Genomic DNA, 14,256 nt, shown 5'->3' with positions numbered 1-14,256 from the left:
CACGACTTGTAATTGCGATGGGGGGACGGAGAAGGCTAGGTGGGCCAGGCGACGGTTGTCCTGGTGAAAGTGCGTAGGTGGTGTTTCTAGGCAAATCCGGAGACACAACACTGAGACACGAGACGAAGCCACTACGGTGGTGAAGCCATTGATGCCCTGCTTCCAGGAAAAGCCTCTAAGCTTCAGATTACAAGTCATCGTACCCCAAACCGACACAGGTGGTCGGGTAGAGAATACCAAGGCGCTTGAGAGAACTCGGGTGAAGGAACTAGGCAAAATAGAACCGTAACTTCGGGAGAAGGTTCGCTCTTGACAGTGAAGTCCCTCGCGGATGGAGCAGTTGGGAGTCGCAGTGACCAGATGGCTGGGACTGTTTATCAAAAACACAGCACTCTGCAAACACGAAAGTGGACGTATAGGGTGTGACACCTGCCCGGTGCCGGAAGGTTAATTGATGGGGTTAGCGCAAGCGAAGCTCTTGATCGAAGCCCCGGTAAACGGCGGCCGTAACTATAACGGTCCTAAGGTAGCGAAATTCCTTGTCGGGTAAGTTCCGACCTGCACGAATGGTGTAACCATGGCCATGCTGTCTCCACCCGAGACTCAGTGAAATCGAATTCGCCGTGAAGATGCGGTGTACCCGCGGCTAGACGGAAAGACCCCGTGAACCTTTACTACAGCTTGGCACTGAACATTGAACCTACATGTGTAGGATAGGTGGGAGGCTTTGAAGGCGTGACGCCAGTTGCGCTGGAGCCGTCCTTGAAATACCACCCTTGTATGTTTGATGTTCTAACGCAGGTCCCTGAATCGGGATCGCGGACAGTGCCTGGTGGGTAGTTTGACTGGGGCGGTCTCCTCCCAAAGAGTAACGGAGGAGCACGAAGGTTGGCTAATCCTGGTCGGACATCAGGAGGTTAGTGCAATGGCATAAGCCAGCTTAACTGCGAGACGGACAGGTCGAGCAGGTACGAAAGTAGGTCATAGTGATCCGGTGGTTCTGAATGGAAGGGCCATCGCTCAACGGATAAAAGGTACTCCGGGGATAACAGGCTGATACCGCCCAAGAGTTCATATCGACGGCGGTGTTTGGCACCTCGATGTCGGCTCATCACATCCTGGGGCTGAAGTCGGTCCCAAGGGTATGGCTGTTCGCCATTTAAAGTGGTACGCGAGCTGGGTTCAGAACGTCGTGAGACAGTTCGGTCCCTATCTGCCGTGGGCGTTGGATGATTGAAGGGAGTTGCTCCTAGTACGAGAGGACCGGAGTGAACGAACCTCTGGTGTTCGGGTTGTCACGCCAGTGGCACTGCCCGGTAGCTAAGTTCGGAATCGATAACCGCTGAAAGCATCTAAGCGGGAAGCGAGCCCTGAGATGAGTCATCCCTGACCCCTTGAGGGTCCTAAAGGGCCGTTGGAGACCACAACGTTGATAGGTGGGGTGTGTAAGCGCGGCGACGTGTTGAGCTAACCCATACTAATTACCCGTGAGGCTTAACCATACAACACCCAAGAAGTGTTCTGAGACTTGTAGCAAGTGCGAGACTACTTACCTAATTCAGTGATAGCGACGAAGCCCAAGGCATCAGTCGTTACTCACGTCAGCTTTCCAAGATTGAAGTTATTTGCCTGGCGGCCATAGCGCCGTGGAACCACCTGATCCCATGCCGAACTCAGAAGTGAAACGCGGTAGCGCCGATGGTAGTGTGGCATTCGCCATGCGAGAGTAGGACACTGCCAGGCACCCAACATTGAAAGCCCGCTCATTTGAGCGGGTTTTTTTATTGCCTGACATTTAAGCGCCGGGTTGCAATAGCCAGGTGATGCTTTCCTTTTGCCCCCCTCATTTGTTTGTTTTTCCCCCGCTCTATTCCAGATGGCTGCGCCATCCAGCGTTATATATCCCCGTCCATGTCGCTTGTCTGAATATAAAAAGCACAGAATGTGATGCCTCTACCTTTCTTGTGATGCCCGCTCTGCTTTAATTCGTCTGCTCACGTTCGATGGGCCAAGGAATCACAATAATTTGAGGAATGGACACATGTTCAAAAGAACAGTAACGATGATGCTGGCGGCGGGAACCCTGGTATTAGGCGGTTGCGCATCCCATGGTGGTGCAGAACAGGCGGCAGACAACAGCGATTTCGGTGGCAAGTCCATCTACCTGCGTGGGGAGATGAACGACTGGATGGCAACCGATGCGAGCAAGGTGGTCAAGGTCGCTGACAAGCTCTACATGGCCAAAGGCACGCTCAAGAAAGAGTGGGCTCCCTACAAGTTCAAGTTTGCCGACTCCGGCTGGAGTTGTGGCACCAACTTCGGTTACAAGAGCCCGAGTGACGGTGTTGCCGTGTTGGGTGGAGAAGCCGTGCCGGTCAACCCCTGCTCCAAGTATGAGGACATGAAGTTCTCGCCGGATGCGGATGGGGTCTACGAGTTCTATCTGAATATGGCTGGCGAGACGCCGACCGTGTACGTCAAGAAACCCTGAGTGCTTCCTGATCGCTAAATCTTTCAGGAAATGAATCAGTTAAATGCCTCGGCCCAGAAACCTGCTGGCCGGGGCATTTTTTTAGGATAGAATCGGCGCCCTCATGGCAGTAGATGTACTATATATTGTGTTATTTTTTATAGATGTCACTATTGGTTGTGTTTTTGTCGCTGTCATGACGTCGATGCATTCACATAAGGTTGATTGAAAATGGCTAAATCCAACCCGGTGCAGGAGAGTGAACTCGGCTCCCGCCTCATCCCCCTGCAGGAAACGTCCCTCGAGATCTGGGACAGCAAGTATCGTCTTAAGAGCAAGGATGGGGCCCCTATAGATGGCTCCATCGACGAGACCTACCAGCGGGTTGCCCGCGCCCTGGCCGAGCAGGAGTTGGAGCCTGATGCCTGGTATGAGCCCTTCCTGTGGGCGCTGCGCAACGGCGCCATCCCGGCGGGGCGTATCACCTCCAATGCGGGTGCCTTCGAGCACAAGCCGGCGACCTCGACCATCAACTGCACCGTCTCTGGCACCATCGAAGATTCGATGGATGACATTCTCGGCAAGGTGCACGAGGCCGGCCTGACCCTGAAGGCGGGCTGCGGCATCGGTTATGATTTCTCGACCCTGCGCCCGCGCGGCGCCTTCGTCTCGGGTGCCGGTGCCTATACCTCGGGCCCGCTCTCTTTCATGGATATCTATGACAAGATGTGTTTTACCGTCTCGTCAGCCGGTGGTCGCCGTGGCGCCCAGATGGGCACCATGGATATCCGTCATCCCGATGTGATCGAATTCATCCAGGCCAAGCGCGAAGATGGCCGCTTGCGTCAGTTCAACCTCTCTCTGCTGATCACCGAGGATTTCGTCAAGGCGGTGAAGGCGGATGCCCCCTGGCAGCTTATCTTCCCCTACACCGCCAAAGAGGTGGAGCAGGATGGTATTGCGCTGGGCGATCCCGCAGTGGTGTTCTGGGCCGACTGGCCCAACAAGGAAGGTGTGGTCATCAACGCGCTGGGGCAGGTGGCCTGCAAGGTCTACAAGACCCTGCCTGCCCGCAAGCTGTGGAACGTCATCATGAGCTCCACCTATGACTATGCGGAGCCCGGTTTCATCCTGATCGACAAGGTCAACCAGATGAACAACAACTGGTTCTGCGAGGAGATCCGCGCCACCAACCCCTGCGGTGAACAGCCCTTGCCCCCTTATGGCGCCTGTCTGCTGGGCTCGGTCAATCTGACCCGGTTTGTGCGTGACCCCTTCACCGAGCGGGCGACCTTCGACTGGCAGGCGTTTCGCAAGGTGGTGGCCATCTTCACCCGCATGCTGGACAACGTGGTGGAGATCAACCAGCTGCCTTTGCCCAGGCAGCGCGAGGAGATCACAGCCAAGCGCCGTCACGGCATGGGCTTCCTCGGCCTCGGCTCGACCCTCACCATGCTGCAGATAAAATATGGCTCTGCTGCTTCCGTCGCCTTCACCGAGCAGGTATCTCAGGAGCTGGCCATGACCGGCTGGCAGGAGTCCCTGCGTCTGGCCAGGGAGAAGGGCTCGGCTCCCATCATGGAGCAGGAGTTCGAGGTGACCGGCAAGATGCTGCGACTGCGCCCCGAGATGGCGGCCGATGGCATCAAGCTGGGTGACAAGGTGAAGGGCAAGGTGCTGCATGCGCGTTATAGCCGCTACATGCAGCAGGTGGCCGAGGTGGATCCCGCCCTGGTGGCCGAGCTGGCCGAGGTGGGGGGTCGCTTCACCCACCACAGCAGCATAGCGCCGACCGGCACCATCTCCCTGTCGCTGGCCAACAACGCCAGCAACGGTATCGAGCCGAGCTTTGCCCATCACTACAGCCGCAACGTCATCAAGCCGGGCAAGAAGAGCAAGGAGAGCGTGGATGTCTACTCGTTCGAGCTGCTCGCCTACCGTGAGCTGGTGAACGCCGGCGCCATGCCTTACTCGGAGGACGAAGCAAGCCGCCTGCCTGACTACTTCATCACGGCCGACGACATCAGTCCGGCCCAGCACGTGGACATTCAGGCCGCGGCCCAGCGCTGGATTGATTCCTCCATCTCCAAGACGGCCAACGTGCCGACCGATTTCCCGTTCGAGCAGTTCAAGGACATCTACATGTATGCCTCGGACTCGGGGCTCAAGGGCTGCACCACCTTCCGCTTCAACCCTGAGGCTTTCCAGGGCGTGCTGGTGAAGGAGAAGGATCTGGAGAACACTCAGTACGAGTTCACCCTGGAGGATGGCTCTGTCATCTCCGTCAAGGGTAACGAAGAGATCGAATACGATGGCGAGCTGCATACCGCCGCCAACCTTTATGACGCCTTGAAAGAAGGCTATTACGGTAAATTCTGAGAACAGATTATGGTCAAGAAGATCGACAAGAAAATCGTCGCCTACAAGGTGAAAATCCGGGATGAGCCACAGGAAGATCTGGCCCCGCAGGATGACGTGGTGCACATGCACGAAACCGTGCTGCGCCCGGAGCGGCTAATGGGCACCACTTACAAGCTGAAGACGCCGGAGCATGTCTCCGAGCACTCGCTGTTCATCACCATCAACGACATCATTCTCAACGAGGGCACGGTTCACGAGACCCGCCGCCCGTTCGAGATCTTCATCAACTCCAAGAGTCTGGAACACTATCAGTGGATAGTGGCGCTGACCCGCATCATCTCAGCCGTGTTTCGCAAGGGGGGGATGTCACCTTCCTGGTGGAGGAGCTGAGATCCGTGTTCGATCCCAAGGGCGGCTATTGGAACAAGGGCAAGTATGTTCCCTCCCTTATCGCCGAAATTGGCAACGTGATCGAGACCCATCTCACCGAGATCGGCATGATCACGCTGCCGGGGCTGGATGAGCATCAGCAGGCGTTTCTGGCCGAGAAGCAGGCACAGATTCAGGCCGAACAGGAGGCTGATGCCCAGCAGTCAGGCAGCGGCTTCCCGGCCAGTGCGGCACTCTGCTACAAGTGCAATACCAAGGCGCTGGTGCAAAAGGATGGCTGCATGACCTGTCTCAACTGCGGTGACTCCAAGTGTGGCTGACAAGCCACCGAGCACTTGAACAAGACCGGCCACAGAGCCGGTTTTTTTATTGCTGCTTTTCTGTTCGATCGATTCTGCGGCTCAAGCGATTTGTTGCGTGATGGTAAAATCGGGCGTAGCGTTGGGGGTAATAAAACTGTCACGCTCGTGTGGTTTCAATGACATCTGAGATTCACACACGTGGCACCTTCAGTGCCAAGGAGGATGCTTATGGACAATACGGACCGAAAGCTGTTTATCCTGGATACCAACGTTCTGCTTCACGAACCCCTCGCCATCTACTCCTTCAAAGAGCACGACGTGCTCATCCCCATGACGGTGCTGGAAGAGCTCGACAACATCAAGGATCGCCACAAGGATGTCAGCCGCGACGCGCGGGTGGCCATTCGTGCGCTGGAAGACGTGTTCCGCGATGCAACGCCGGAGCAGATCACCCAGGGCGTACCGCTGGCGGGTGAGGCGAGCGGCAATATCTGTATCTTCAGTGACCACCATCTGCCCCAGGATGCCGAGGTATTCACCGACAAGGAGGCGGACAACCGCATCATCAACGCGGCCCTCTATCTGCAAAAGCATGAGATGAAACGCCAGGTGGTGCTGGTCACCAAGGACATCAACATGCGCCTCAAGGCCAAGGGGGCCGGGTTGGCGCACGTCGAAGATTATCGCAGCGACCAGCTGATCGACGATATCCGTCTGCTGGCCAAAGGCTTTCAGGTGGTGCCCGGCAGCTTCTGGGAGCGGGTCGGCGAGTGTGACAGCGAAACCCATGGCCGCGATACCGTCCATGTGATCGACTCGAACTTGCTGGAGGGGGTGCACGTCAACCAGTACCTGCTCGACGAGGAGAACTTCTTCGCCGCCAGGGTATTGAGCAACGATGGCCACAAGATCCGCATCAAGGATCTGGGCCGCGAGCGGTTGATGTCGCGCAAGGCCTGGGGTGTCCATCCCAAGAACGTCTATCAGGGCATGGCGCTGGATGCCCTGCTCGATCCGCACATCGATCTGGTGATCCTGACCGGCCCGGCCGGTTGCGGCAAGACCTTGCTGGCCATGGCCGCGGCGCTGGAACTGGTGATTGAGAAGGGGATTTACGAGAAAGTCATCGTCACCCGCAACACCCCGGAAATCGCCGAGAGCATCGGCTTCCTGCCCGGCACCGAAGAAGAGAAGATGATGCCCTGGCTGGCGGCGGTGACAGATACCCTGGAGGTGCTGCACAAGCAGGACGAGAACATGAGCGGTTCGCTGAGCTACATCATGGAGAAGGCCAACATCCAGTTCAAATCGGTCAACTTCATGCGTGGGCGCAGCATCCAGAACACCTTCGTGCTGCTGGATGAGTGCCAGAACCTGACCGCATCCCAGATCAAGACCATCATCACCCGTTGCGGCGAGGGCACCAAGATAGTCTGCTCCGGCAACCTGGCCCAGATCGACTCCAACTACCTGAGCCCTGTGACCTCGGGTCTGACCTACATAGTCGAGCGTTTCAAGGATTTCGACGGCAGTGCCAACATCTTCCTGAACGGGGTGGTGCGCAGCAAGCTCGCCTCCTTCGCCGAGGAAAATCTCTGATTTAACTGACTGTCTTCATATGAAAAAGGGGAAGCCAAGCGGCTTCCCCTTTTTTGATCCCGTCGCCGGTCATGACCCTTGCGTGTGCCCAAGGTAGCGCAGCAGGCCGGGGTGATCGCGGTTTTGCAGTATGTCGGGTTTGCCCTGCAGGGCGATGCGCCCCTCGTCGATGAAGAGCACCTGGTCGGCGATGAGCTGGGCATCCTCCGGGTTGTGAGAGACCATCAGCACTGTGATGCCCTGCTCGCAGGCGAGGCGGGCCACCTCTGCCAGCATCTCCCGGCGCAGGGCGGGATCGAGCGCAGAGAAAGGCTCATCCAGCAGCAGCAATGGCTTGCCACGCACCAGGGCACGCGCCAGCCCGACCCGTTGTTGCTGGCCGCCGGAGAGCTGCTCCGGCAGCCGCGCCAGCATGTCGCCAAGGCCGACCCGCTCTGCGGCCTGCTTCACCTGTGCCCGCTGAGCCGGGCTCAGACGCAGGCCCGGATGCAGACCGATGGCGATGTTGTCGAACACCGACAGGTGCAGGAACAGGTTGTGATCCTGAAACAGGGTGGTGACCGGCCGCTCGGCAGGCCCCAGCGGCAGCAGATCTTCCCCATCGAAACTGAGGGTGCCGGACTCCACCGGCACGAAACCGGCGATCATGCCGAGCAGGGTGGACTTGCCAGCTCCGCTTGGCCCTATCAGCGCGGTGATCTCTCCCTTGGGCAGGGTCGCGCTGAAGCTGACTCGCCAATCGGGGTAGCTGGTGACCAGCCCATCAATGTTCAGCATTTTTTCCTCCAAGCCCGCGTTCTACCAGCCAGAACAGGGAAAAACAGAGAATGAGCAGCAGCAGGGCGGTGGCGGCCGCCTCGGTCAGCCGGTAACTGCCGAGCTGCTGATAGAGCAGCCAGGGCAGGGTGGTGAGCTCCTGACTGCCGAACATGGCGATGGCACCGAGATCCCCGAGCGAGAGGATCATGGAGAGCGCCATCGCCAGTGCCAGCGGGCGGCGCAGCAGGGGCCACTCCACCAGCCGCAGGCGATGCAGCCCGCGCACCCCCAGGCTGTCGGCCAGTCTATCGTACTGGCGCACCACCAGTTGCATGGGAGCTGAGAGGGTGCGCAGCACATAGGGCAACGCCATCAGGGCGTTGACCAGTACCACCAGCCAGGGCCCCAGTGCGAACACATCGGTAAAGGGCATGAACATGATGAAGAGGCCTGTGCTCAGCACGACCGCCGGTATCATCAGGATCATGGAGCCGCTGGCCTCCCACATGGCGGCGGCCCGCCGCTGACGGGTGCGCACCTTGAGATGACGGCTGGTGAGCAGCAGACCGCTGCCGAGCAGGGTGGCAAGGGTTCCCGCCGCCAGCGCGATCAGCAGCGACTGGCCGCTGGCCTGCCACAGCTGCGCCGAGGCCAGCGCCGTCAGCAGGCCGGGATTGAAACCGGCCACCAGGATCGCAAGCTGCGGGGGCAGGAAGACGGCGAGCCCGGTGCAGAGCGCCACTGCATCTACCAGGCCTGCCCCCGGCTGATGGCGATCCGGTCGTAGACAGGGGTGATGGCTGCTGATCCGGCTGGCCGGTGTGGTCTGCAGCTTGTGTTGCAGCAGGAGCAGGGTAGCGGTCAGGATCAGCTGTACCAGCGCCAGGCCGCCGGCGGTGGCGAGGTCGAAGTCAAAGCGCAGCGCCTGGTAGACGGCCACCTCCAGCGTGGTGGACCTGGGGCCGCCGCCGAGCGCCAGCACAGTGGTGAAGCTGGTGAAGCAGAGCATGAAGATGAGGCTGGCAAGCCCCGGCAGTATGCTGCGAATGAGCGGCCACTCCAGCAGCCGGAAAATATGGGAAGAGCGCATGCCGAGCTGGCTGGCGAGACGCCAGCTCGATTCGGGGATGCTCTCTATGCTCTGCAGCATGAGGCGTGCCGCCAGCGGCATGTTGAAGAAGACGTGGGCCAGCAGTATGCCGAACAGGCCGTACAGGTAGTTGCCGGGATCCAGCCCCAGGCCGCGCAGCAGCTGCGACAGCCAGCCCTGTTTGCCGTGCACCGCCACTATGCCGAAGATGGCGATGATGACCGGCAGCACCAGCGAGAGGCCAAACAGCTTGAGCAGCAGGCGTCGACCTATGAAGCGGCGCCGCGCCAACGCTCTTGCCACCGGAATGGCGAGCCCCAGGCTCAGCAGGGTGGAGAGCAGCGCCTGCCCCAGGCTGAAGCCCAACACATGGCGCAGATAGGGATCGGCCAGCAGGGTGCGGGGGGCCAGCGAACCGGCCTGCCACAGCAGGGCGACGAGCGGCCCCAGGGATAACAGCAGGATCAACAGGGTGGCTGCGCTACCCGGCAGCCACCAGAGGGGGCGAACCTGTGGTTTTACGAAGAGACGGCTCACTGGGTGACGGCTTGCAGCCACTCGCGGATCCAGTTCTTGCGATTGGCTGCCACCTCATCGCTGGTGAAACTCAGCGGCTTGCTGACTGTGATCATCTGCTCGAAGCCCTTGGGCAGCGGCGCATCTGTCACCGGATACATCCAGTTGCCGGCAGGGATCTCCTGCTGGAAGGCGGGGCTTATCATGAACTGCAGAAACTGGTCGGCCAGCTTGCCCTGTTTGGCGCTTTTCAGCTTGGCAGCCACTTCCACCTGACGGTAGTGACCCTCCTCGAAGGAGGCGGCCTGATACTGGGGCTTGTTCTCGGCGATCAGGTGATAGGCGGGGGAGCTGGTGTAGGAGAGCACCATGTCCGCTTCCCCATCGAGGAACATGCCATAGGCTTCGGACCAGCCCTTGGTGACAGTGACCGTCTTCTTGGCAAGCTCTGCCCAGGCTGCCGGCGCCTCATCCCCGTAGACCGACTTCATCCACAGCATCAGCCCCTGACCCGGCGTAGAGGTGCGCGGATCCTGATAGATCACCTTGAGATCCGGGCGTTCTACCAGCTCTTTCAGGCTCTTGGGGGGCGCTTTGAGTTTGTCCTTGTTGTAGACGAAGGCGAAGTAGCCGTAGTCATAGGGGACGAAGGTGTCATCCTGCCAGCCGCCCGGCACCTTGATGCCATCCAGTCTGGTGGTGTGCGGGGCGAACAGGCCGCTCTGCTTGGCTTCGCTGATGAGGGCATCATCCAGCCCCAGCACCAGATCGGCCTTGCTGTGCTTGCCTTCCAGCCGCAGCCGGTTGAGGATGGCGACGCCATCTTCCAGCGCCACAAGGTTGAGGTTGCAACCGCACTCTTTCTCGAACGCCTGCTTGATCTTGGGACCGGGTCCCCACTCGGCGGTGAAGGAGCTGTAGGTATAGACGGTGAGGGTGTCGGCCGCGAAGGCCTGGGCACTGAGCAGGCCGGTGGCAACCAGCAGCAGGGTTTTCATCAAGTGGCACTCCCTGTTAATGATGAGGTGCCAGCGGATGAGGGCGCAAAAAATGAGCGCCATGCCTCAAATTCCTCCGCCAGCATTATCTGGATCAGGTACACGGGTATAATCTCAGCGGTAAACCGCACCCCGTTTGAGAAACGAACCGCATTGTATTAACGTTCTTGGGGGGAGGCCAGCACAATTGTTCCTGCGGGCCACCGAGATGGCGTCAGCACAACAGAGGATGTTCGCGTGATCACCAGTACCAAGGAAAGACGCGCCTTCCAGCGCATGATAATCAACGCCCCCGTCACCGTCGTCCAGCAACAGCAGGTGCTGGAGGGGATCTGTCGGGATCTCAGCGCCAATGGCATGGGGATCGCCGTCGCCGAGCATCGGCTCGATGTGAGCCAGCCCATCCGGGTGAGCCTGGCCACCAACAACAACCTGCTGCCGCCGTTCGAGGCCCAGGCCCGCATTATTCGGGTGCTGGAAGAGGAAGAGGGCCTGCTGCTGGCCATCGAGTTTCAATCCCAGGCCTGAGCCAACAACAGAACCCACCGTCTACCACAGGCCAGCAGTTCGCTGGCTTGTGCCATTTTGGGCTTTGGTATTTGGCCCGAGTGTCACTCCCTGGCCTGCACCGGCTGCACGCTCAACTGCTTGCTATCAACCAGCGTCTGGCTGGTCGATGCGATCCGGCCCATGGCAAACTGACCCGGGCCGGTCGGCTCCATCAGCAGGTAGGTTTCGCCCTCCCAGCTCAGGGTCGCCTCACCCGGCTTGGCCGGCAGTGCTACCCCCAGCAGGGCATGCCCCGGCACGAACACCATGGCCTGTTTCAGCTCGGGAAAGAGCTGGGCCAGCATGGCTGCCATCAGGGTTACCTTGCTGTCGCAATCCCCCCGGTTCTGCTCCAGCACCTGACGCGGGCTGAGGAAGCCCTTGCCCGAGCGCCCCGACTGGCTGTCGAGCAGCTGATAGGGGATGGCCTGGATGAAGCCGAGCATATGGGCCACCGTCTTCTGGCGGGCCTCCGTCTCTGTGGTGCCCGCCTGTTTGAGCTGATCGGCCAGCGGGGCCAGCTCGGTCCGGCTCTCCAGTGCGATGCGCACATGGTCCTGCTTGATGGCGGCGACGCCGTCGGGGGCGGTGAAGGGCTGGAAGTAATGCTGCTTGAGCCACTCGGATTCCAGCTTGTCACGTTGTTGGGTGAGCCAGGCCAGTGCCTTGTTGACCTGGTCGGGCTGGCGCCCCTTGATCTTGAGCTCCATGTCGGGACGGGAGAGGGCGATCTGCACGGCGGGGAATTCGGTGGCGGCCTGTTGCAGCAGGCTCTGCAACACCTCCTCCTGCATTCGCGCGGGTCTATAGGCGATAAGCGGCGGCAACTTGCCCGACTCCAGCCGGTAGGTGAGCTGCTGCGCCTTGCCATCCTTGTTCTGCCAGCCGACGTTGAGCTGACCGCCGTGGCTGTTGAAATAGGTCTGCCCGGCGCTGGCCGGGAGCGCGAACCACAGGCAGTAGAGCAGGAGGATGTTGCTCGTTCTCTTCATCAAGGTTTCCTCTCTGTGGCGCCGTGATGGCCAGCCATGCGTGGTGGGCGGCGTGGCCGGACAATAAAACAGGGAGCCAAGGCTCCCTGTTGATTCTACTCGTTTTATTGCCGCTGGCGCGTCAAATCCAGCTCGGTTCTCTTGCACAGTCTCGAAGACGCCGAGGGCGGCCTTGCGCTTGTGAGGGGGCCGCTCAGATCCAGCTCGGTTGTTTGGCCTCGAAGGCGCTGATGGCCGCCTCGTGCTGCAGGGTCAGGCCGATGGCGTCCAGCCCGTTGAGCAGGCAGTAGCGGCGAAACTCGTCGATCTCGAACCCGAAGCTGAGCTCACCGGCTCGCACCTGGTTGGCCTCCAGATCCACCTCGATCAGCAGGCCTGGGTGGGCGGCGACCAGCTGGAACAGCGCCTCAACCTCTTCCTCTTTCAGACGCACCGGCACCAGACCGTTGTTGATGGCATTGCCATAGAATATGTCGGCGAAGCTCGGGGCGATAATGGTCTTGAAGCCGTAATCCGCCAGCGCCCAGGGGGCGTGCTCGCGGCTCGAGCCGCAGCCGAAGTTTTCCCGGGCCAGCAAGATACTGGCACCGGCATAGCGCGGCTGGTTGAGCACGAACGCCGGGTTGGGCTGCAGGCCGGCATCATCCAGGAAGCGCCAGTCGTTAAACAGGTGCTTGCCAAAGCCGATGCGGTTCACCTTCTGCAAAAACTGCTTGGGAATGATGGCATCGGTGTCGACGTTGGCGCTGTCGAGGGGGATGACGATCCCCTTGTGTTGCTTGAAACCTGTCATGTTAACTCCCTCTTACAGTGCGCGTATGTCGGCGAAATGACCTGTGATGGCGGCGGCGGCGGCCATGGCCGGGCTCACCAGATGGGTGCGGCCGGCACGGCCCTGGCGGCCTTCGAAGTTGCGGTTGCTGGTGGAGGCGCAGCGCTCCCCCGGTTGCAGCCGGTCGTTGTTCATGGCCAGACACATGGAGCAACCCGGCAGACGCCACTCGAAGCCCGCCTCGAGGAAGATCTTGTCCAGTCCCTCGGCCTCGGCCTGGGCCTTGACCTGCTCTGAGCCCGGCACTACCAGCGCCTGTACCCCGGTGGCCACTTTCCGACCACGGGCGATGGCGGCGGCGGCGCGTAAGTCCTCGATGCGGCTGTTGGTGCAGGAACCGATGAACACCTTGTCGATGGCGACATCGGTGAGCTTCTGGCCCGGCTGCAAGTCCATGTAGGCCAGCGCCTTGCGGGCGGACTGCTGCTCCATCGGATCGGCGAAGGATTCCGGTGCAGGGATAGGCTCATTGACGGCGATCACCTGCCCAGGGTTGGTGCCCCAGGTCACCTGTGGCGCTATGTCGGCGGCGTCGAGCACCACGTCGGCGTCGAAGCGGGCGCCTTCGTCGCTCTTGAGGCTCTGCCAGTAGGCGATGGCCTGTTCCAGTGACTCGCCCTTGGGGGCGAACTCCTTGCCACGGATGTAGTCGATGGTGATCTGGTCGGGGGCTATCATGCCCGCCTTGGCTCCCAGCTCTATGGCCATGTTACACACCGTCATGCGCCCTTCCATGGAGAGGCCCGCAATGGCCTCGCCAGCGAACTCCACCACGTAACCGGTACCACCGGCGTGGCCGACCTTGCCTATGATGGCCAGCACCACGTCCTTGGCGCTGATGCCATCGCTCAGTTTGCCGTTGACCGAGATGCGCATTGTCTTGGCGCGGCCCTGTTTCAGGGTCTGGGTCGCCATCACGTGCTCCACTTCCGAGGTGCCGATGCCGAAGGCCAGCGAGCCGAAGGCGCCGTGAGTAGCGGTGTGGGAGTCGCCGCAGACTATGGTGGTGCCGGGCAAGGTGATGCCGAGCTCGGGGCCCATCACGTGGACTATGCCTTGGTATTTGTGGTTCAGATCGTAGAGACGAACCCCGAACTCCTTGCAGTTGTCGGCGAGCGTCTCCATCTGGATGCGGGCCATCTCGCCGGAGGCGGCTATGTCCTTGGTGGTGGTGGAGACGTTGTGATCCATGGTGGCCCAGGTCAGATCCGGGCGACGCAGCGGGCGCTTCATGGCGCGCAGGCCGTCGAATGCCTGCGGGCTGGTCACTTCGTGCACCAGGTGACGATCGATGTAGATGAGCGGCGTTTCGCCTGCCACTTCACGCACCACATGGGCGTCAAATACTTTCTGATAGAGGGTCTTGGCCATTGCTTCTCTCTTCCTTGTTATCTGTTG

10 protein-coding genes, 2 rRNA genes, 1 pseudogene and 1 riboswitch (1 of these 14 cut by a window edge) are annotated in these 14,256 nt (G+C 60.2%); of the genes and pseudogenes, 7 read left to right on the top strand and 6 right to left on the bottom strand.

Annotated features, from left to right (window positions below; all coding sequences use genetic code 11):
* From CK910_RS00635 to CK910_RS00610, 6 genes and pseudogenes are all read left to right on the top strand, one after another.
* Nucleotides 1-1,502: ribosomal RNA gene (locus CK910_RS00635) — 23S ribosomal RNA — on the top strand (it extends 1,388 nt beyond the left edge of the window).
* A 126-nt stretch (nucleotides 1,503-1,628) separates the two neighbouring features.
* Nucleotides 1,629-1,743 (top strand): 5S ribosomal RNA (gene rrf, locus CK910_RS00630).
* Between the two features lie 298 nt (nucleotides 1,744-2,041).
* Nucleotides 2,042-2,491 carry a pullulanase gene (locus tag CK910_RS00625; RefSeq protein WP_043141731.1) on the top strand — a complete coding sequence of 150 codons (450 nt, stop codon included), beginning with the start codon at nucleotides 2,042-2,044 and terminating at the stop codon, nucleotides 2,489-2,491.
* A gap of 210 nt (nucleotides 2,492-2,701) precedes the next feature.
* Complete coding sequence (locus CK910_RS00620; protein WP_098980673.1) at nucleotides 2,702-4,849, top strand: adenosylcobalamin-dependent ribonucleoside-diphosphate reductase; 2,148 nt, start codon at nucleotides 2,702-2,704, stop codon at nucleotides 4,847-4,849.
* Nucleotides 4,850-4,858: 9 nt separating this feature from the next.
* Nucleotides 4,859-5,541 (top strand): annotated as a pseudogene (locus tag CK910_RS00615) (TSCPD domain-containing protein).
* 210 nt (nucleotides 5,542-5,751) lie between these two features.
* Complete coding sequence (locus CK910_RS00610) at nucleotides 5,752-7,122, top strand: PhoH family protein (protein ID WP_043556002.1); 1,371 nt, start codon at nucleotides 5,752-5,754, stop codon at nucleotides 7,120-7,122.
* A 69-nt stretch (nucleotides 7,123-7,191) separates the two neighbouring features.
* On the opposite strand, the gene thiQ is transcribed toward CK910_RS00610, so the two are convergent.
* From thiQ to thiB, 3 genes are read right to left on the bottom strand one after another with little or no spacing between them, the layout of a single operon-like run.
* A complete protein-coding gene (gene thiQ, locus CK910_RS00605; protein WP_098984944.1) occupies nucleotides 7,192-7,899 on the bottom strand; it encodes a thiamine ABC transporter ATP-binding protein in 708 nt (235 codons plus the stop codon).
* Nucleotides 7,886-9,508, bottom strand: coding sequence for a thiamine/thiamine pyrophosphate ABC transporter permease (gene thiP / locus CK910_RS00600; RefSeq protein ID WP_098980672.1), 1,623 nt, complete (start codon nucleotides 9,506-9,508; stop codon nucleotides 7,886-7,888). The genes thiQ and thiP overlap by 14 nt, the downstream gene beginning before the upstream one ends.
* Nucleotides 9,505-10,485, bottom strand: a complete 981-nt coding sequence (gene thiB / locus CK910_RS00595; protein WP_098984943.1) for a thiamine ABC transporter substrate binding subunit — start codon at nucleotides 10,483-10,485, stop codon at nucleotides 9,505-9,507. The genes thiP and thiB overlap by 4 nt, the downstream gene beginning before the upstream one ends.
* 54 nt (nucleotides 10,486-10,539) lie before the next feature.
* A riboswitch (TPP riboswitch) is annotated at nucleotides 10,540-10,630 on the bottom strand.
* A gap of 92 nt (nucleotides 10,631-10,722) precedes the next feature.
* On the opposite strand from thiB, the gene CK910_RS00590 reads away from it, so the two are divergent.
* Nucleotides 10,723-11,013: a PilZ domain-containing protein gene (locus CK910_RS00590; RefSeq protein WP_043141746.1), complete on the top strand. Its 291-nt coding sequence runs from the start codon at nucleotides 10,723-10,725 to the stop codon at nucleotides 11,011-11,013.
* An 83-nt stretch (nucleotides 11,014-11,096) separates the two neighbouring features.
* Here CK910_RS00590 and CK910_RS00585 read toward each other — a convergent pair whose 3' ends face one another.
* The 3 genes from CK910_RS00585 to leuC all read right to left on the bottom strand — a co-directional run bounded on the left by CK910_RS00585 (nucleotide 11,097) and on the right by leuC (nucleotide 14,229).
* Nucleotides 11,097-12,026, bottom strand: a complete 930-nt coding sequence (locus CK910_RS00585) for a transglutaminase domain-containing protein (RefSeq protein WP_098980671.1) — start codon at nucleotides 12,024-12,026, stop codon at nucleotides 11,097-11,099.
* A 193-nt stretch (nucleotides 12,027-12,219) separates the two neighbouring features.
* Nucleotides 12,220-12,819 (bottom strand): 3-isopropylmalate dehydratase small subunit, encoded by a 600-nt coding sequence (gene leuD / locus CK910_RS00580; protein WP_098980670.1) that lies wholly within the window; start codon nucleotides 12,817-12,819, stop codon nucleotides 12,220-12,222.
* Between the two features lie 12 nt (nucleotides 12,820-12,831).
* Nucleotides 12,832-14,229, bottom strand: coding sequence for a 3-isopropylmalate dehydratase large subunit (leuC, locus tag CK910_RS00575; protein WP_098980669.1), 1,398 nt, complete (start codon nucleotides 14,227-14,229; stop codon nucleotides 12,832-12,834).
* Nucleotides 14,230-14,256: the final 27 nt, after the last annotated feature.

It is taken from the genome of Aeromonas sp. CA23, assembly GCF_002587065.1.
Classification (GTDB): Bacteria; Pseudomonadota; Gammaproteobacteria; order Enterobacterales; family Aeromonadaceae; genus Aeromonas; species Aeromonas bestiarum.
This window is presented reverse-complemented; position numbering and strand designations above follow the sequence as displayed.